The organism is Rhizobium sp. 2MFCol3.1 (assembly GCF_000377565.1).
Lineage (GTDB): Bacteria > Pseudomonadota > Alphaproteobacteria > Rhizobiales > Rhizobiaceae > Rhizobium.
This window is the reverse complement of sequence record NZ_KB898355.1, coordinates 434,334-451,874: the sequence shown is the minus strand read 5'-3', so window position 1 is coordinate 451,874 and position 17,541 is coordinate 434,334. Positions and strand designations below refer to the sequence as shown.

Genomic DNA, 17,541 nt, shown 5'->3' with positions numbered 1-17,541 from the left:
GCAAGCAGCCATGTCGAAAATCCTCACCATCGGCGAAATCCTGGTCGAAATCGTCGCCACCAATCGCGGTAATGGTTTTCGGGAAGCCGTGCCGCTGATCGGCCCCTTCCCGTCGGGCGCGCCAGCCATCTTCATCGATCAGGTCGGCAAGCTCGGCCAGGATTGCGCGATCATCTCCCGCGTCGGCGATGACGATTTCGGCTGGGTCAACATCAATCGCCTGACCGAGGACGGTGTCGATGTCTCCGGCATCGAGGTTGTCCCGCAGGGCACGACCGGCAGCGCCTTCGTGCGCTACCGCGAAGATGGCAGCCGCGCCTTCGTCTTCAACATCCGCCACAGCGCCTGCGGTGAGATCGAGCTTTCGGACAAGACGCTGGCGCTGATCGACGGCTGCACACACATGCACGTCATGGGCACCGCCCTCTACGCTCCGAGCGTGGTGAAGAGCATCCTCACCGCCGTCGAACGAATCAAGGCCGCCGGCGGCACCGTGTCCTTCGACCCGAACCTGCGCCCCGAAATCCTCGACAGCCCCGGCATGCGCGAGGCGTTGCAGACCGTTCTCGCCGTTACCGATCTCTTCATGCCGAGCGGCGAGGAGCTGTTCCTGTTCGCCGAGGCAAAAACGGAGAAGGAAGCCGTTGCCGAGCTGCTCGCAAAGGGCATCAAGGCCATCGTCATTAAACGCGGCGAGAAGGGCTCCAGCTATTTCGACAAGGCTAACCAGATCGATCTCGCGGGCTACAAGGTCGAGGAAGTCGACCCGACCGGTGCCGGCGACTGCTTCGGCGCGACCTTCGTCACCTTCTGGCTGAAGGGAATGCACCCGGCCGAAGCGCTGCGCTACGCCAACGCATCCGGTGCCCGCGCCGTCACCAAGGCCGGCCCGATGGAAGGCGCATCCACGCAAGCCGAACTCGACGCCCTCATCAAAGTGCAAGGACAAGCCTGACATGCAGAAGAGCTACCTCACGGAAATCGCACAATGGCGCCACGGCACCGGCGTGAAAGGCATTCCCTCGATCTGCTCGGCCCATCCCCTCGTCATCGAGGCGTCGATGCTGCATGCCCTGAAGCAAGATACCCACCTGCTCGTCGAGGCCACCTGCAACCAGGTGAACCAGGACGGCGGCTATACCGGCATGACGCCGGCCGACTTTCGTGCCTTCGTGGAGAAGATAGCGGCCGAGACCAGCTTTCCGCTTGAAAAGCTGATCCTCGGTGGCGACCATCTCGGACCCAATCCATGGAAGAGCCTGCCCGCCGACGAGGCGATGGCCAAGGCCTGCGTGATGATCGAGGCTTTCGCCAAGGCTGGCTTCACAAAGCTGCATCTCGATACCAGCATGGGCTGCGCCGGCGAGCCGGTCGCCCTGCCCGACGCGATCACCGCTGAGCGCGCCGCAAAGCTCGCCTCAGTGGCCGAGGCCGCGTTGAAGGGCTCGGATGGCATCAAGCCTGTTTATATCGTCGGCACCGAAGTGCCGATCCCCGGCGGCGCCATGGAAGAGATCGAAGAGCTTGAGGTGACCAAGCCGGACGCTGCGCGCGAAACCATTGCCATCCACCGCCAGGCCTTCGAGGCCGCCGGCGTGTCGGACGCGTTCTCCCGTGTGGTCGGCGCCGTGGTCCAGCCGGGTGTTGAGTTCGGCAACGAGAACGTCATCGCCTACGCCCCGGAAAAAGCGGCGGCATTGAGCGCCACGCTTTCGGACATGCCAGGCATGGTCTTCGAAGCTCACTCCACCGACTACCAGACCCGCGACATGCTGCGGCAGCTGGTCATGGACGGCTTCGCCATCCTGAAGGTCGGCCCCGGCCTGACATTCGCGCTGCGCGAAGCCTATTACGGGCTCGACCAGATCGCCGCGTTCCTGTTTCCAGACAAGCGCAAGGAAACGCTGGTTGCCACCATCGAGCGCGTGCTGACTGCCGATCCGAAGAACTGGGACAAGTATTATCACGGAACGGACGCCGATAAGCACATCCAGCGCCACTTCAGCTATAGCGACCGTATCCGCTACTACTGGCCGCAGCCGGAGATCGACGCGGCCGTGAAGACGCTGTTCTCATTGCTGGATGGCGTGCAGATCCCGGAGACCCTGATCAACCAGTACCTGACCGGCGCCTATGTCGGTGTGCGCGACGGCAAGGTCAAACCGGATGCCCGTTCGCTGGCGCTTGCGGCCGTCGACCGCGTGCTGGAAGATTACTTCGAAGCCTGCCGCGCCTAAGGCGCGGCTTGCACCGGCGCAAAAGTTTTGATTGAACTGTATCAACGATTTCAATCGATTAAATAAAAAATGAGTGGGACGCGCGTTTGTCAGACAGGCCGATCAGAACGATGGAGGACTTTTCCGAATATGTCGGCCTGTCGCGGCCGACCGTCTCGAAGTACTTCAACGACCCGAGCTCCGTGCGGCGCAAGACCCGCGATATCATCGAAGCGGCCCTCAAGGAGAGCGGTTTTCGGCCGAACATGTTCGCCGTCAATCTCAACCGCCGGCGCAGCAACATCATCGGGATCATCATTCCCAACTCGACGGACCCGTTCTACATGGCGCTGACGCGCCGCGTCGAACTCATCGCCAACGACGCCGGTCTGCTTGCCTTCGTGCTATCGTCGGACGGCAATGCTTCGATGGAAGCACGCGCGATCGAGACACTCAAATCGATGAATGTCGCCGGGGCGATCATCGCGCCGCTTGGCGTGCAGTCGCACCACGAAACCCTTCTGGCGCTGTCGGCCTCGATCCCGTTGATCTTCGTCGATTCGCCGCTCGATGATGTCTCGCCTTTTGTCGGCACCAACAACCGCCAGAGCTTTCGCCTGATTGTCGATTATCTCTGCCGCTCCGGCGAGCCGCCATGCTATCTCGGCATGCCGCCCGTCAACACGAACGCATCGACACGCGAAATGGCCTATATCGAGGCGATGACGGAGCTGAGGATGGAGCCGATCGTGCTGCCGATCGAAAAGGCCGCCGGCTGGGATTTCGAGAAGTTCGGCTACGATGAAACCAAGCGCATCCTCGAACAGGGCGGCTTCCCGACCTCGACCGTGCTCTGCGCTAATGACCGCGTGGCGTTCGGCGCCATCGCGGCCGCCTATCAGGCGGGCGTGAAAATCGGCCGTGCGCCCGACTGCAGCCTCAGGATCGCCGGCCACGACGACCACCCGCTATCGCGCTACGCCTGCCCACCGATCACGACGGTTGCGCAGAGCTACAACGATATCGGCCGCATCGCCATGCAGCTCCTGCTCCACAAGATGGATCAGGAAAGTGAAGGCGCGTCGTCAGATGTCCCTGAGCAGGTGCTGTTGAATGCCGAGATCATTCTGAGGCAATCGGCCTGATCCGGCCGGTGCTTCCCGCGCCGGCCGCCAGGCAATTTGTATATTCTAGTCGCGGTCCGACAAGACGAAGACGTCTTCGTGCGTCGCGACAAAGAACTTGCCGTCATCCTCGACCCAGCCGCGAAACATGCCGTCGGTATTGTAGGGCGCGCTCACTGATCCGTCCGCGCCAACCGCGACAAGGCCGGCGCCGATATCATGGGGTTTCAGCTCCTCCATGATGACTGATGTGGCCGACTGGTCGACGCTTTCCTTGAGGTATCGCACCCGGCTCGCGACTTCGTGGCCGACAGCGTAGCGGATAAAATATTCGCCCTTGCCCGTCCCCGACACCGCGCAAATCCCGTCGCGCGCATAGGTCCCAGCGCCCGGGATCGGTGTGTCGCCGATGCGGCCTGAAGGCTTGTTGTTGTAGCCGCCGGTCGAGGTTGCCGCGGCAAGGTGTCCGGCCGCATCGAGCGCGACCGCGCCGACCGTGCCGTGTTTTTCCGACTCGCTGGCCTTGGCTGCGGTGCCTGCGGCGGCATGTGCCTTCATCGCAGCCAGAGCCTCCACGCGTCGTTCGGTGGTGAAGTAAGCGGGCGCAACGATATCGAGACCTTCGACCTTGGCGAATTCATCGGCGGCGGCACCGCCCAGCAACACGGCGTCGCCCTTCTCCATGACACGCCGCGCGGCCTTCACCGGATTACGGATGCGTTTGACAAGCGTCACCGCACCAGCCTCAAGCGTGCGTCCATCCATGATCGAAGCATCAAGCTCGTGTTCGCTATCGGTATTCAGCGCGGCGCCATGACCGGCGTTGAAATGCGGGCTGTCTTCCATCACCACGACCGCGGCCTCGACCGCATCCAGCGCTGTTCCGCCAGCATTAAGGATCGCCCAGCCGGCTTGTAGCGATCGGTGAAGATCGACGCGCGCCGCCGCCCATTCCGCTTCGCTCAGATCCTGTTTGGGCATAACGCCACAACCACCGTGGATGGCGAGTGCAATCTTGCTCATGGAGCATCTCCCTTTGTTACGTGGCGGGATCGGTTCGCGTCCCAGGCGCTACCCCGCGGCTACGCGGGGTGCAAAACTTGATCTCACGCGCAATCAGGCGAGTTCGATATCACCGATGACTCGCACGCGCACACGCCGCGCACCGCCCGGCAGATAGGCGATCGGGATATCCTCGACTTCGAGCGTCTTCAGGCTGTCGCGACTTGCGCCGGAAGCAACGGCCGCCGCCTGCGCTTCCGCCTCCGCGGTAGCGAGAGCCTCGTCGCGGCTGATGCCGGAAAACACCTGATCCACTTCGCCCGAGACCTGCGCCATGGCGGCACCAAGTGCATTGGCGACACCGGCATTTTCGACACGCAGCACTTCCGAAGCGCCCAAAACCTTTTCCGGGATCAGGAAAGCGCCGCCGCCAACCGCGATGAGCGGCACATCCTCGGCAGAGGTCTTCATCTGGTCAAAGCTGTCGGTGACCATGTCGCGGATGCGCTCAAGGCTGGCCTTGACGAAGGCCGGATCGAGACCCTTCACTCGATCCTTGTCGCCCATTTCGATCAGGCCGGCCGCAACGGCAACGTCCGATGTCGTCAGCGTATTGCCGCCAAAAACAAGCGCTTCCGAGAGGATGCGGTAACCGACCGAACGTGGGCCGATCTTGCCGGTTTCGGGATCGATGATCGTGCCGCCGCCAAGCGCGATCGGCAGAAGGTCGGGCATCCGGAACAGAGTGCGCACACCGCCGACATGCACGATGTTGTTGGCCTCGCGCGGGAAGCCGCCGATGAGGCAGCCGATATCCGACGTGGTGCCGCCGACATCGACGACCATCGCATCAGTGAGACCGGTGAGGAAAGCCGCGCCGCGCATCGAGTTGGTCGGGCCGGAGGCGAAGCTGTGGACCGGGTTGGCTGCCGCCACATCCGCCAGCGCCACGGTGCCGTCGTTCTGGGTGAGGAAGAACGGGGCGGCAATCGAGGCTTCACGCAATGCGTCGGAAAACGCCTGTACGGTGGTCTTGCCGAGCGATTGCAGGGCGGCGTTCAGCAGCGCCACGTTTTCACGCTCCAGAAGGCCGATGCGGCCCAGCGTATGCGACAGCGTGATACGGGCTTCCGGAATGATCGAACGGACGATCTCGGCCGCAACCGTCTCGCATTCCGTCGTCAGCGGCGAAAAGGTCGCGGAGATCGCGATCGAGGTAATGCCGGCATCACGGATCTTCATTGCCGCTTCGCGGATCTCGTCCGGGATCATCGGTACGATCGGGCTGCCGTCATATTCATGACCGCCATGCACCATGAAGATCAAAGGATCAACGGCAGCACGCAGATCTTCCGGCCAGTCGCACATCGGTGGCAGCGAGGAACCACTCGGCAGCGCGATGCGGATCGCCGCAACACGTTCCAGCCGGGCGCGCTCGACCACGGCATTGGTGAAGTGGGTGGTGCCGATCATCACTGCATCAAGCGGGCGCGGTGTGTTGCCGATCGAGCCGGACACATGCGCGAGCGCCGACTTGACGCCGGACATCACGTCCTGCGTGGTCGGAACCTTGATCGAGGAGAGGATCGTGTCACCGTCGATCAGCACGGCATCCGTATTGGTGCCGCCAACGTCAATACCGATGCGTTTCATGGGAATACCGATGTAAATTCGATGTCATAACCGAAGGCGCGGGGGCCAACGGCGGCGATGCCGGCAGGCGTTGTCAGAAGCTCGGGTGCCGGCAGTGCGACGACCGTGACACGCTGGCCGTAACGCACGGATTCTGTGCCTATGGCGCCGCCCGAGACGGTGTCGAGCAGGCAGAGCAGGTCAGGCGTCATGGCAACGGGCTGGCCATCGCGGAAGGCGACCGCCCATTCGTTCTGGAAGGCCAGTTCCATGCGCGAACCCTTGTCGGCATCAATGCCCTCGATGACGGTCTTGCCGCGCAGGAAGCCGCCGGTGGTTTCGCGCACCACATCGACGATCTTGCCGCGGAACAGCTGTTTGCCGCCTTCATGGTCGAGCACGGCCTTGACCGGATCGTCATGACGCGCGCGCGCCTCGATGACGGCACGGCCGAGTTCGGTCGCCTTGGTGACGGTGTAATGAATGCCCCAGTCCTTGACCTCACGGCCGGTGCGGGGCGCCTTGCAGGTGGCGGCGGTGGAGCCGACTTCGGTGCAGACCTTGCGCGAGATGCGTTCCATCCACTTCCACGACGCGGCGCGGGTGACGATCACCTCGTTGTCGCGGATGTCGACCAACGACAGCGGGAACATCGGCAGGTTGCCGATCGCAAACGAGGTCATCTGCGCTTCGGGATAGGCGCGACCCATCGCGTCGGCATTGACAACAGGGCGGTCGAGCATGGCGCCTGCGAGAAAGGACGAGAGCGCGTTGGAACCGCCGATCTCGACACTCATGATGGCGCGGAACGGACGCCCGAGATAATCCTCCATCACCTCGACGGCGCGGGCGAGATGGACGGGATCGCTGAGGCGTTCCTGGCCGACCAGCGGCGCACCCATCTTGGAGACGACGGCAACCATGTCGTCATCCTCAAGATCCATCGGGTCCATGATCTGCACGCGACGGCCTTCGGCATAAAGCCGGCGCAGGTTGAGCGTGGAGATATAGGGATTGCCACCGCCGCCTGTGCCCAGAATCCAGGCGCCCGTGGCGAGCGGTTCGATATTTTCCTCGGGGAATTCCTGAAGCATTTTGTTATCCATGCAGTCGCTGGCAAAGCCCGGCCCGCATGGCTGCGGACCGGAAATTCGTGTGACGCGGCGAAATCAGTTCGCCTTGCAGTCCCAATAGAAGTTGGAGAAGTTCAGATCCCAGCTCTGCATCGGGATGAAGGCATAGCCCTGCAGGCACTTGCTGGCGCCGTAACGGCGGTTCGGCGCGACGGCCCAGATGTCGGGCTGAAGCTCGGCGATCTTGGTCTGCAGCTCCTTGTAGGTCGCGTTCTGGGCAGCCACGTCGGTTTCGCCGCGCGCCTTGTCGATCAGCGTGTCGACTTCTGGATCCTGCAACCATTCCATCGACCACCAGGTGCCCGATGCCTTGGAGTGATACTGGTTGTAGAACATCGCATCCGGCGAAGGATAGCTCGGCGAAACGTTGACCTGGGTCGAGGCCGGCGTCGTCTCCGGCTTGGCGGAGAGTTCGACGATGCGGTTCCACGGCTCCGGCTTGATGTCGAGCTTGATACCGATCTGTTCGAGGTTTGCTTGCATCAGCAGCGCCACTTCGCCCTCGAAGGCGAGAGACGCGACGTAGCTGTTCACCAGCGTGATCTCCTGGCCGGCATACTTGGACTTCGCCAGTTCTTCCTTGGCCTTCTCAAGATCGAAGACACCAGGCTCGATGCCGTCGTTATGGGCATCCTTGAAGGCATCCGAGAGCGGGCCCTTCATGTCGAAGCCCGGATAGATCACTTCCTGAATGGTCTTGTAGTCGGTCGCGTAAGCAATCGCCCGGCGCACATGCACGTCGTCGGTCGGGTAGACCTTTGTGTTGAGCTTGATGACGAAACCGCCGGCGGTCCGGGTCTGGATCAGCTTGTAGCCGTCCATCTTGCCGATCGCTTCATAGGTGTCGTTGCCGAGGCCATGCGAGGTAAGACCGAGTTCGCCCTTTTCGGCCAGAGCCTTGACGGTGGCGTCGTCGCTCGTCTGCACGAAGCGGACTTCGTCGATCGGCTTGCCCTTGGTCCAGCCGAGGAAATAGTCGGCGTTGCGGGCGATCACCATGTCGGCCGACCGGTTGTAACTAACCAGCTTGTAGGGGCCGGAGCCGGCGGAATGCTCGCCGACATAGGCTTCGCCCCACTTGTCCTCAGGCTTGGTGTTGGCCTCGATCAGCTTCTGGTTCATCGCCATGAAGATCGGCGTCACCGCCATGAACGGCGAGAATTTGCGCTCCAGCTTGAAGACCACCGTCTGCTCGTCCGGCGTCGTGATGTTTTCCGGCTTGATCAGGCCGACGATGAGGTTGGAAGGCCCCTTGTTGATGCCGATCAGGCGCTGCACCGACCATGCGATGTCGGATGCCTTGACAGCGGTGCCATCCTGAAACTTCGCATCGTCGCGCAGATGGAACGTGTAGGTCAGGCCGTCGTCGGACACATCCCAGGACTTTGCCAGATGCGGCACGATTTCGCCTGATGGGCTGACCGTAGTGAGACCGTCATACATGTTCACGATCGCCATGTAGCCGGTGTAATCGGTCACCTTGGCCGGATCTAGCGACGAGAAGATCTGCATTGTGTTGACGGCGATCGACACCTTCTCGTCGGCGGCGGATGCCGAAGCCGAGTGCATCATCAGCGCAAGGCCGGTGCCGAGCGCGAGCGCAGTAATGCGGGACATTCTGGACGTGGTTTTCATGCAAGTTCCTCTCTTAGATGCGGAACATCCGCTTATGGTTAGGCAGCCTGGCGCGAGATCGACGGCAGTGGTGAGAAAGTGAGCTCGGGGTAGCCGAAAGCCTTCGGCCCGACGACCTCGAGCGCCTGGGCGCTGCGCAAAAGGTCGTGGCAGGGAATGGCCAGCACCGCGACACGCTGGCCGTAACGCAGCATTTCGGTGGTGATCGGATAACCGGTATCGACGTCGAGCAGTACGATCAGATCAGGAACCGTGACTTCGACCTTGCCGTTGCGGCGGAAGATCAGGAACTCGTTTTGGATAGCGACGCTGGCCGTCTGGCCGTTGCTGTCGTCGAAGCCGGCAAGCTCCATCTCGCCGACCGCGAAACCACCGCGCAGGTGGCGCTTAAGATCGGTGATCTTGCCGTTGAAAATCCGACGACCACCTTCGAGCGCACACACCGCCGCGATCGGGTCTTCCTGAGCCTTGCGGGCGTCGATGACGGCCTGACCGAGCGCGATCGCCTTGGAGTAGCTCTTCGGAATGCCATAACGATGGACATAATGCGCCTGCATCGGTGCGGTCGCGAGCATCGCGCCGCCGCCCTGCGCCACCACGCAGGCCCGCGCCATGCGTTCATGCCAGACTTCGGAAACCGCGTGGCTGAAGATCACGGCATTGCCATGCAGGTCGCACATGACCGATGGTGTCGAGCTGTGGCCATAGATCGAGAAGGTGGTCATCTGCATTTCCGGGAAGGCGCGGCCCATGCCGTCGCAATCGAGGATCGGCAGACCACCGAGTGCTGCCGTCACCAGCGGGTTGATGGCGTTTGCGCCGCCAATCTCCTCGCAGACGATCGCATCGATCGGCTGGCGGATCAGGTCTTCCATGGCGCGCAGGCAGCGCAGGCCCTCACGGCCCTCACGTAGGCGTTCGGTGCCGACGACCGGCGCGCCGATACCGCCGATCGACATGCACAGCGCATCCGGCTCGATCTGGTCGGTGGCGAGGATCTTCAGCTCGTAGCCGGCCTTCATCGCTTCCAGCGCCAGAAGCTTACCCTGATAAGGGTTTCCACCGCCGCCCGTGCCGAGAATGCCGGCGCCGATTTCCAGCGCGTCGAGATCCTCGACCGTCAGCGTACGCAGATTGGCCTCGTCATATTTCAGCTTGCGCGCATCAGCCATCGTAGCCTCCCATTTCTCCAACGACCTTCACATGAATGCGGGTGGCATTACCCGGCAGATAGGCCAGCGGCGTGTCCTCGCGTTCGATGACTTCGAGTGTTTCGGCAACAGCGCCCGCGGCAATCGCCTTTTCACGGGCTTCGGCTTCCGCTTCCGCCAGCGCGCTTTCGCGTGTGCGGCCATCGATCAGCGAGAAGACGCGATCGGTCTCGCCGCTGATCTGGGCGATTGCAGCACCTACCGCGTTGGCGACGGCGAAGTTATCTGGCCGGATGACGTCGAGATCGCCAATCTTCTCCGGCATCAGGATCGAGCCACCACCGACGGCGATGACGGGAACCGGAGTTGACGAGATTCGGCCGCGCTCGACGCAGGCTTCCAGCATGGCGTCGATCTTTGCCGCCGCTGCTTGCACCAATGCCTTGTCGAGGCCTGCGACCAGCCTCTTGTCGCCAACATCGGCCTTGCCGGATGCAACGGCGATATCGGTTGCGGTTAGGATCGAGCCGCCGAAGCAGAGCGCATCCTGGCGAACGCGATAGCCGACGGATTTCGGACCGATGCTGATCCCCTTCTCTCCTTCGACGACCAGTGAACCGCCGCCAAGGCCGATCGAGAATACATCAGGCATGCGGAAATTGGTGCGCACGCCGCCGATATCGACGGTCGTCGACGCCTGACGGGGGAAACCGTGCGCGAGCGAACCGACATCGGAGGTGGTGCCGCCGACATCGACCACGACGGCATCCTTGATGCCGGTGAGAAAAGCCGCGCCGCGCATGGAATTGGTGGGGCCGGATGCGAAGGTGAGCACCGGGAATGCCCTTACGACATCGGCCGCCATCAGCGTTCCGTCGTTCTGGGTGATATAGAACGGTGCCTTGATCCCCGCGGTCTCCAGCGCCTTGCCGAAGGCCGCGACCGTGCGGTCGGCCAGCGACAGCAGGCTGGCGTTCATGATCGCAGCGCTCTCACGCGCCAGCAGGCCATGACGACCGATATCCTTGGACATGACGACAGGCAGGCCGGGGCAATGCTGCTGCAAAATTTCCTTGGTGCGCAGTTCCATCACATCATTGATGCCGCTGAACACGCAGGTGACGGCTGCGGCCTTCAAGCCCTTGGCCCGGATCTCGCCAGCGATGCGGACGAGCTCGTCCTCGTCGAGCGGCGAGATTTCGCGACCGTCGAATTCATAACCGCCACGTACCTGGTAGCCGTGGTTTCCGACGACATCGCGAATATCATCGGGCCAATCGACCATCGGCGGCAGGCCGGCGCCGGATGGCAGGCCGAGGCGGATCGCCGCCACCTGATCCATGTGACGGCGCTCGATCACCGCATTGGTGAAATGCGTGGTGCCGATCATGACGGCGGCGATGCGTGCTCGGTCAATGCCCGAGGCCTCGATGACCTTCTCGAGCGCTTCGATCACGCCGGAGGTCACGTCCTCCGTGGTCGAGGCTTTCACGCCCGCAAGCACCGTCTTGCCTTCAAGTACGACGGCATCCGTATTGGTGCCACCAACGTCAATTCCAACGCGATACACGTCAGGCTCCTCTCAATCGGTCGTCTTGACGAGAAAGCGCATGCGCTCTTCTTCGGTCACGACAGGTTTCTGGCGCTCCTCCTCATCGCTGACGACCGGGATCGCTGCGATCAAAGCGCGGGTGTAGGGGTGTTTGGGTTCGGCGAACACGGCGGACGTGCCGCCCTCCTCGATGATCTCGCCGCGCAGCATGATGGCGATGCGCGAACAGAAATTGCGCATCAGCGACAGGTCGTGGCTGATCATCAGGTAGGTCAGGCCAAGCTCATCGCGAAGCTGCAGCAGCAGCTCGATCACCGTCTTCTGAACCGACACGTCGAGTGCCGCGGTCGGTTCGTCGAGGATCAGGATTTTCGGCTCGGCCGCGAGCGCGCGGGCGATCGCCACACGTTGCTTCTGGCCACCGGAAAGCTCGTGCGGATACTTGCCGAGATAGGATTGCGGCAGGCGCACCAAGCCCATCAGCTCGTTCATGCGGGCCTCGCGCGCCGCTCCGTCCAGGCCGATCGATTTCAACGGCAAGGTCAGTGTCTGCTTCACCGTGCGCTTCGGATTGAGCGAGGTGCCGGGGTTCTGGTAGACGATCTGGGTCAGGCGCTTGCCTTTGCCGGGCGACGGAGCATCGATCGTCACGCTTCCGCTGGTCGGCCGCGTGAGCTCCATGATGATGCGGGCGACCGTCGTCTTGCCCGAGCCGGATTCACCGGCCAAACCGAAAATCTCGCCCTTGCGCAACGTCAGGCCGACATCACGCACCGCATGATAACCCGGGCGGCGTCCGTAGATCTTGTTGAGCTCCCGGATCGAAACGATCGGCTCTTGGTCGCTGACCGCAAGATCGAGCACGCCGGAGCCATAAAGCGGCGGCACGGCGCTCAGCAGCGATTTCGTATAATCCTCTCGCGGCGCCGAAAGGATCTCGGCGCAGGCGCCCGTCTCAACGATATCGCCGTGATGCATGACGACGACCCGATCGGCGACCTTGCGGACGACGCCGAGATTGTGGGTGATCATCAGCAGTGACATGCCCTCCTCCACAACCAGCTGGTTGATGAGGTTGAGGATCTCGTCTTGCGTCGTGACATCGAGCGCGGTGCCTGGCTCGTCGGCAATGAGCAACTTCGGGCGGTGCAGAAGTGCCAGCCCGATCAGCACGCGCTGGCGCATACCGCCGGAAAGCTCGGACGGATAGGCGTTCATGACGCGCTCGGTATCGGCGAGCTGTACGCGTCGCAGCACCGCGGCGATGCGCTCACGCCGCTCGGCTTTCGAGGAACTGATGCCGTTGCGCTTGTCGGCGAAGCGCATGACGTCGTCGAGATGCGTGCCGATCTTGAAGACCGGATTGAACGAGGACAGAGGGTCCTGCATGATCAGCGAGAACGCGGTGCCCTTCAGCGCCTCGCGGTCGGAGCGCGACATGCTCAGCACATCCTGACCGCCGACGGTGATCGAGCCGGAACGGACGGCTGCGTTCTTGGGCAGCGTGCCGATGATCGCCTTGGCCGTGACCGACTTGCCGGAGCCCGTCTCGCCGATCAGCGCCACGCGCTCGCCGGCGGCAACGGAGAAGCTGACATTGCGCAGAACCTGGCGCGTGCGACCGTATGTGGTGAAGAAGACGTCGAGATTGTCGACCTTCAGGAATGCGTCGGTCATATCTCAGCTCTCCACATCGAACATATCGCGCAAGCCATCGCCCAGGAGGTTGAAGCCGAGCGTGACGTAGAAAACCGCGGCGCCAGGGCAGAGCACTTCCCACCAGAAATCGGGCATGAACTGACGGCCGTCGGCGACCATGGAGCCAAGGTCGGGCGTCGGCGGCTTCACGCCGAAGCCGAGGAAGCTGAGGGTCGCGCCGAAGAGAATGACGAAGGCGGCATCAAGCGTGGTCTTCACCGAAATGACGGGCACGCAGTTCGGCAGAATCTCGCGAAACAGGATATGGATCGGGCCCGCCCCGGCCAGACGCGCGGCCTCGATATAATCCTCCGAGGCGATCTGCTTCGACACCGCGTAGATCAGCCGCGCATGCCACGTCCACCACAGGAGCGTGATGGCGATCATCGCGTTCATCAGCGTCGGTTCGAGCAGGTTTGAGACCGCGAGCGCCATGACGAGGGGCGGCATGGCAAGCATGACATTGGTCAGGCCGCTGATCAGCTTTTCGACCCATCCGCCGAAATAGCCGGCCATCAGGCCGAGCACAGCGCCGACAGGCACAGAGATGCCGAGCACTCCGATCACCAGAAGAAGCGAGATGCGCAGACCGAAGATGGTGCGCGAGAAAATATCGCGACCGGCCTTGTCGGTGCCGAACCAGTGCGCCGCATCCGGAGGCAGATGGCGAGCGCGGAAATCGACGACTGCGCCGATGTGCTTCGGATAGGGCGTCAGCCACGGCGCAAAAGTGGCCAGAAAGAGAACCGAAAGGATGATCAGCGTACCGATGACGGCAGCCGGGTTGCGGCTGAAGCGGTACCACATCATGTAGCCACTGCTGAGGCCGCGATCGGACGTGTTGAGCATATTCAGATCGGCCATCAGCGTGCCTCCTTGCGGCGCAGGCGCGGGTCGATGATCGTGATCAGGACATCGACGATCAGGTTCGCGACAATGAAGAAGAGACCCGCCACGAGAACGACGGCGGTGACGGCGTTGAGATCCTTCTGGAGGATCGAGGTCAGGCCGTAGGAAGCAAAGCCGCCCCAGGCAAAGACCATTTCGATGACGAAGGCATTGCCGATCAACGAGGCGAATTCGAGCCCCATTATCGTCAACGGAGCGATCGAGGACAGCTTCAGCAGATACTTGAAGATGATCACCCGCTCCGGCACGCCGAAGCTCTTCAGCGTCAGGACGTGATCCTTGCGCTGGTTTTCGATCATCGCCGATCGGGTGATGCGGGTGATCTGGCCGATGCCGGCCATGGAGAGCGCGAAGGCCGGCAGCGCCAGATGCTGTAGCGCGTTGAGGCTGATATCGGGCCGCCCCATGAGCAGTCCATCCACGATCAGAAGGCCGGTCGGGCCGCCGCTCCAGTCAAGGCCATGATCGAGACGGCCGATGATCGGCCAACCATTCAACAGACGTGCTGCAAGCAGCTGCAGGGTGATCGCGAAGAGGAAGCTCGGGATTGTCACGCCGGTCAGCGATAGAATGCGGCCGATATGGTCGATCGATCGATCGCGGTAATGCGCCATCACGACGCCAAGCGGAATGGCCACGGCGAACATGAAGATGACCGAGACCAGCACGAGCTCGAGTGTCGCCGGAACGGTCTCGGCAAGATCGGTCGTGACAGGCCGTTGCGAGACCAGCGACATGCCGAGATCGCCGCGCAATGCCTTGCCCATATAGTCGACATATTGAACGACGAGCGGCTTATCGAGCCCCATCTGCGTGCGCAGCGCCTCGACCTGCTCGGGCGCTGCGGCTGGACCGAGCGCCATGCGCGCCGGATCGCCGGGCACCACCCGTGCCAGCACGAAGATCATGATCGACAGGGCAACCATCACCAGAACAAACGTTCCCAGCCTGGTGAGAATTGTGATCGACGGATGTTGCTGCATCGGCGGATTTGCCCTCGCACGTCACTGAACTGGGACGCAACATTTCGGATCGAGGCAAAGCGGGCAAGCGCTAACTGGTATAGTTTTTTTCCGTCATGGTATAGGTTTTGGCCGTGACCTGCGATATCAGTTCGCCATGACGCCCATGCTTCCGCGCCCCGACATTGTCGGCCGCATCACCGATGAACCCGCTGAAATCATCTATCTGCGAGCGCCTGCTGGCGCGGGAAAATCGGTGCTGCTTGGCATGGTGGCCGATCATGTCGGATGCCGGCGGATCTCTGCGCATCAGCCACGAATGGAAGACGTGCAGAACGGCTGGCTCATCTGGGACGTGCCGATCACCGCGCGCTCTGCGCGCATACCGAATCGGGTCTTGGATACGGCACGAAAAGTGCTGATCGCCTGTCGCCCAGAACAGCGCATCAGCGGCCTGGCAAGGCGGATCATGCACGACGGCGCCGCAACATTCTCATCGGCCGACCTGACGTTCACCCGAAATGAACTCGCCCCCCTGCCTGCGGAGCACCGGCAGCAACTGCTGGAGGGATATGGCGGTTGGCCGTCACTCCTGCCCGTCGCCGCGCAGCAGGATGATGCCGTATGCATCGACTACATCAGGGAAAGTCTTCTGAGCTCGCTCTCGCCAAGCCAGACCGCCGATCTTTCGATCTGGCTCGAGACACCGTCGGCCGGCACCATCGGCGACTGGCGCGCCTATCTGCCGCCCGCCATCAGCGAAGCGCCTGAGAAACACCAAGCGCTGCTGAGGCTTATCAAGATCGCGGTCCAGGAGCGCCTGTCACTGCTTCTGAGCGCGGGCGCCGTCATCGATGTCGCCTCGGCGCTTGAACGCGCGGGGCGACCGCTGGCCGCGATCGATTTGCTTCTGGACCATGGTCACGAGGAGCATGCCGCGCAGAGCCTCGAGCGGGCGCATGGTCGCGAACTGATCTATCGCAGCAGCGTCGAGGAGTTCCAACGGATCGTGATGCGTTTTTCGCAGCCGATGATGGCGGCGAACGAGACCGTTCTTTTCGCGGTGGGGCGCACGCTGCTCAAGCAGGGAGAGCTGTCGCGCGTCCGGCACTTAGTCTCGCGCCATCTCGGGCATGATTACCTCGATCCGTTGAAGGTGCTTGTGCAGAATTCCCGCTTCTCCTTCGCGGCGCGCACATTCAGGCTCAACCTGATGATCAGTGAAGACCTGACGCCGAGCGACGCGATGATCACGCGCCTTGGCGAGTTCATGGCCGACTACCCGCTCGGCGACTACGCGAAATGGTCGGGCTACTACAACGCCATCCTGGAATTCGAGATAAGGCGGCGCAATTTTCGCGAGGCGGAGGCCGCCGCGACGCGCGCGCTGATCTATCTGCGCAAGCGAGGCGGCCAGCCGCTGCTGGAATTCTTCATCCATCTCCACCAGACCGTGCTGCGCCTGATGAGCGGCGATACGCTGCTGGCGCGCCGCGCCGCCGTCGACGCCCGTGAGCGGCTGGAGCAGGTGCCGCACGAGGCAACGCAGGAGTTCCGCATGCTCCGGCTCGCGGAAGCCTGCCTCGCATACGAAGCCGGCCGCCCTCGTGACCTGCTTGATTTCGTCCATAATGATTTCGAGGCATTCGCCGCGGCAGAGATCTGGCCGAGCCTGATGCAATTCGCGCTTCACTATGCCTCGCAGGTGCTGGGGGATCATTTCGCGATGACGATCCGGCCGGGCTTCCTAGATGGCCTGTGGATCCATCTTTCCGAGGGTTTGCAGTTCCATGCGATGATGGAGATCCGCACGGCAATCGCCTACCAGAACGCAAATCGCTGGGCCGATGCGGCCACCACGCTGACGGCGGTGCGAATGCCGATCGGCCAGAACTGGGTTGGTAGCGCCACCGAGGAGCTGACCCGCCTGACACGGCGCGACGAGATCGCCTATGCGATGGCCTGGCTGAGGGATGCCGTGCGCATCGCGACACCCCGCCCCTATCTGCACCGGCAGATCGAGGCCATGATCGCAAATCCCAAGGTCACGAACCGCGAGAAGGTCGCGCTGCAGCTGTGGCAGAGCTACGTCTCGCATCAGCGCCGCGACAATGCGGCTGCGCGAACGCAGCTTCTGTCGGCGCTGGAGACCGCAACGAGGCTGGGGTGCAACGGCGTGCTCTCCGAGGAGCGCCTCTTTCTCGCACCGCTGCTGAACAACCAGCGCATCCGCGCCTATATCGACACATCCTCCGACGTACGCATGGCGCTCTCCATCTTCGCGTCTTCCGTGAACTCACCCCACGCACGGGCGCTGAACGGTGGCCTCTCCCAACGCGAAGCACAGATGCTGCAATTGATCGCCGCCGGCATGCCCAACAAGAAAGTCGCCCATACGCTCAACATCTCCGAGGTGACGGTGAAATTCCATGTCGGCAACCTCTTGCGGAAACTTGGCTGCGCACGCCGGGCCGAGGCGATCCGAGCCGCCAAGGCGCTTGGATGGATTTAAACGGGAAGCTGCCCG

The 17,541-nt window shown here is 62.5% G+C and carries 13 protein-coding genes; 4 read left to right on the top strand and 9 right to left on the bottom strand.

What is annotated here, in order from left to right; genetic code table 11:
• The first annotated feature begins 10 nt into the window (after positions 1–10).
• The 3 genes from D460_RS0107980 to D460_RS0107970 all read left to right on the top strand — a co-directional run bounded on the left by D460_RS0107980 (position 11) and on the right by D460_RS0107970 (position 3,361).
• Positions 11–955: a sugar kinase gene (locus D460_RS0107980; protein WP_018898012.1), complete on the top strand. Its 945-nt coding sequence runs from the start codon at positions 11–13 to the stop codon at positions 953–955.
• A gap of 1 nt (position 956) precedes the next feature.
• Positions 957–2,237 carry a D-tagatose-bisphosphate aldolase, class II, non-catalytic subunit gene (locus D460_RS0107975; protein ID WP_018898011.1) on the top strand — a complete coding sequence of 427 codons (1,281 nt, stop codon included), beginning with the start codon at positions 957–959 and terminating at the stop codon, positions 2,235–2,237.
• 110 nt (positions 2,238–2,347) lie between these two features.
• Positions 2,348–3,361 (top strand): LacI family DNA-binding transcriptional regulator, encoded by a 1,014-nt coding sequence (locus D460_RS0107970; RefSeq protein ID WP_018898010.1) that lies wholly within the window; start codon positions 2,348–2,350, stop codon positions 3,359–3,361.
• A 45-nt stretch (positions 3,362–3,406) separates the two neighbouring features.
• On the opposite strand, the gene D460_RS0107965 is transcribed toward D460_RS0107970, so the two are convergent.
• From D460_RS0107965 to D460_RS0107925, 9 genes are all read right to left on the bottom strand, one after another.
• The gene (locus tag D460_RS0107965; protein WP_018898009.1) at positions 3,407–4,363 is read right to left on the bottom strand and encodes an isoaspartyl peptidase/L-asparaginase; all 957 of its coding nucleotides are present in this window, start codon (positions 4,361–4,363) and stop codon (positions 3,407–3,409) included.
• Positions 4,364–4,456: 93 nt separating this feature from the next.
• Complete coding sequence (locus D460_RS0107960; protein ID WP_018898008.1) at positions 4,457–5,995, bottom strand: hydantoinase/oxoprolinase family protein; 1,539 nt, start codon at positions 5,993–5,995, stop codon at positions 4,457–4,459.
• Entirely contained in the window at positions 5,992–7,068 is a 1,077-nt protein-coding gene (locus tag D460_RS0107955) for a DUF917 domain-containing protein (RefSeq protein ID WP_018898007.1), read from the bottom strand. Before D460_RS0107955 ends, D460_RS0107960 begins: the two co-directional genes overlap by 4 nt.
• A gap of 75 nt (positions 7,069–7,143) precedes the next feature.
• The gene (locus tag D460_RS0107950) at positions 7,144–8,742 is read right to left on the bottom strand and encodes an ABC transporter substrate-binding protein (RefSeq protein ID WP_026282910.1); all 1,599 of its coding nucleotides are present in this window, start codon (positions 8,740–8,742) and stop codon (positions 7,144–7,146) included.
• A 38-nt stretch (positions 8,743–8,780) separates the two neighbouring features.
• Positions 8,781–9,914, bottom strand: coding sequence for a DUF917 domain-containing protein (locus tag D460_RS0107945; protein WP_018898005.1), 1,134 nt, complete (start codon positions 9,912–9,914; stop codon positions 8,781–8,783).
• Complete coding sequence (locus D460_RS0107940; protein WP_018898004.1) at positions 9,907–11,463, bottom strand: hydantoinase/oxoprolinase family protein; 1,557 nt, start codon at positions 11,461–11,463, stop codon at positions 9,907–9,909. Before D460_RS0107940 ends, D460_RS0107945 begins: the two co-directional genes overlap by 8 nt.
• A gap of 12 nt (positions 11,464–11,475) precedes the next feature.
• A complete protein-coding gene (locus D460_RS0107935) occupies positions 11,476–13,122 on the bottom strand; it encodes an ABC transporter ATP-binding protein (RefSeq protein ID WP_018898003.1) in 1,647 nt (548 codons plus the stop codon).
• A gap of 3 nt (positions 13,123–13,125) precedes the next feature.
• A complete protein-coding gene (locus tag D460_RS0107930) occupies positions 13,126–14,007 on the bottom strand; it encodes an ABC transporter permease (RefSeq protein WP_018898002.1) in 882 nt (293 codons plus the stop codon).
• Positions 14,007–15,035, bottom strand: coding sequence for an ABC transporter permease (locus D460_RS0107925; RefSeq protein ID WP_018898001.1), 1,029 nt, complete (start codon positions 15,033–15,035; stop codon positions 14,007–14,009). Before D460_RS0107925 ends, D460_RS0107930 begins: the two co-directional genes overlap by 1 nt.
• A 136-nt stretch (positions 15,036–15,171) precedes the next feature.
• Here D460_RS0107925 and D460_RS0107920 point away from each other — a divergent pair, with 136 nt between their 5' ends.
• Positions 15,172–17,526: a LuxR C-terminal-related transcriptional regulator gene (locus D460_RS0107920; protein WP_026282909.1), complete on the top strand. Its 2,355-nt coding sequence runs from the start codon at positions 15,172–15,174 to the stop codon at positions 17,524–17,526.
• Positions 17,527–17,541 lie beyond the last annotated feature (15 nt).

Excerpts from the sequence above, each read along its gene's own strand:
- D460_RS0107980 (WP_018898012.1), top strand. The coding sequence starts at position 11 with ATGTCGAAAATCCTCACCATCGGCGAAATCCTGGTCGAAATCGTCGCC.
- D460_RS0107975 (WP_018898011.1), top strand. The coding sequence starts at position 957 with ATGCAGAAGAGCTACCTCACGGAAATCGCACAATGGCGCCACGGCACC.
- D460_RS0107970 (WP_018898010.1), top strand. The coding sequence starts at position 2,348 with ATGGAGGACTTTTCCGAATATGTCGGCCTGTCGCGGCCGACCGTCTCG.
- D460_RS0107965 (WP_018898009.1), bottom strand. The coding sequence starts at position 4,363 with ATGAGCAAGATTGCACTCGCCATCCACGGTGGTTGTGGCGTTATGCCC.
- D460_RS0107960 (WP_018898008.1), bottom strand. The coding sequence starts at position 5,995 with ATGAAACGCATCGGTATTGACGTTGGCGGCACCAATACGGATGCCGTG.
- D460_RS0107955 (WP_018898007.1), bottom strand. The coding sequence starts at position 7,068 with ATGCTTCAGGAATTCCCCGAGGAAAATATCGAACCGCTCGCCACGGGC.
- D460_RS0107950 (WP_026282910.1), bottom strand. The coding sequence starts at position 8,742 with ATGAAAACCACGTCCAGAATGTCCCGCATTACTGCGCTCGCGCTCGGC.
- D460_RS0107945 (WP_018898005.1), bottom strand. The coding sequence starts at position 9,914 with ATGGCTGATGCGCGCAAGCTGAAATATGACGAGGCCAATCTGCGTACG.
- D460_RS0107935 (WP_018898003.1), bottom strand. The coding sequence starts at position 13,122 with ATGACCGACGCATTCCTGAAGGTCGACAATCTCGACGTCTTCTTCACC.
- D460_RS0107930 (WP_018898002.1), bottom strand. The coding sequence starts at position 14,007 with ATGGCCGATCTGAATATGCTCAACACGTCCGATCGCGGCCTCAGCAGT.
- D460_RS0107925 (WP_018898001.1), bottom strand. The coding sequence starts at position 15,035 with ATGCAGCAACATCCGTCGATCACAATTCTCACCAGGCTGGGAACGTTT.
- D460_RS0107920 (WP_026282909.1), top strand. The coding sequence starts at position 15,172 with ATGACGCCCATGCTTCCGCGCCCCGACATTGTCGGCCGCATCACCGAT.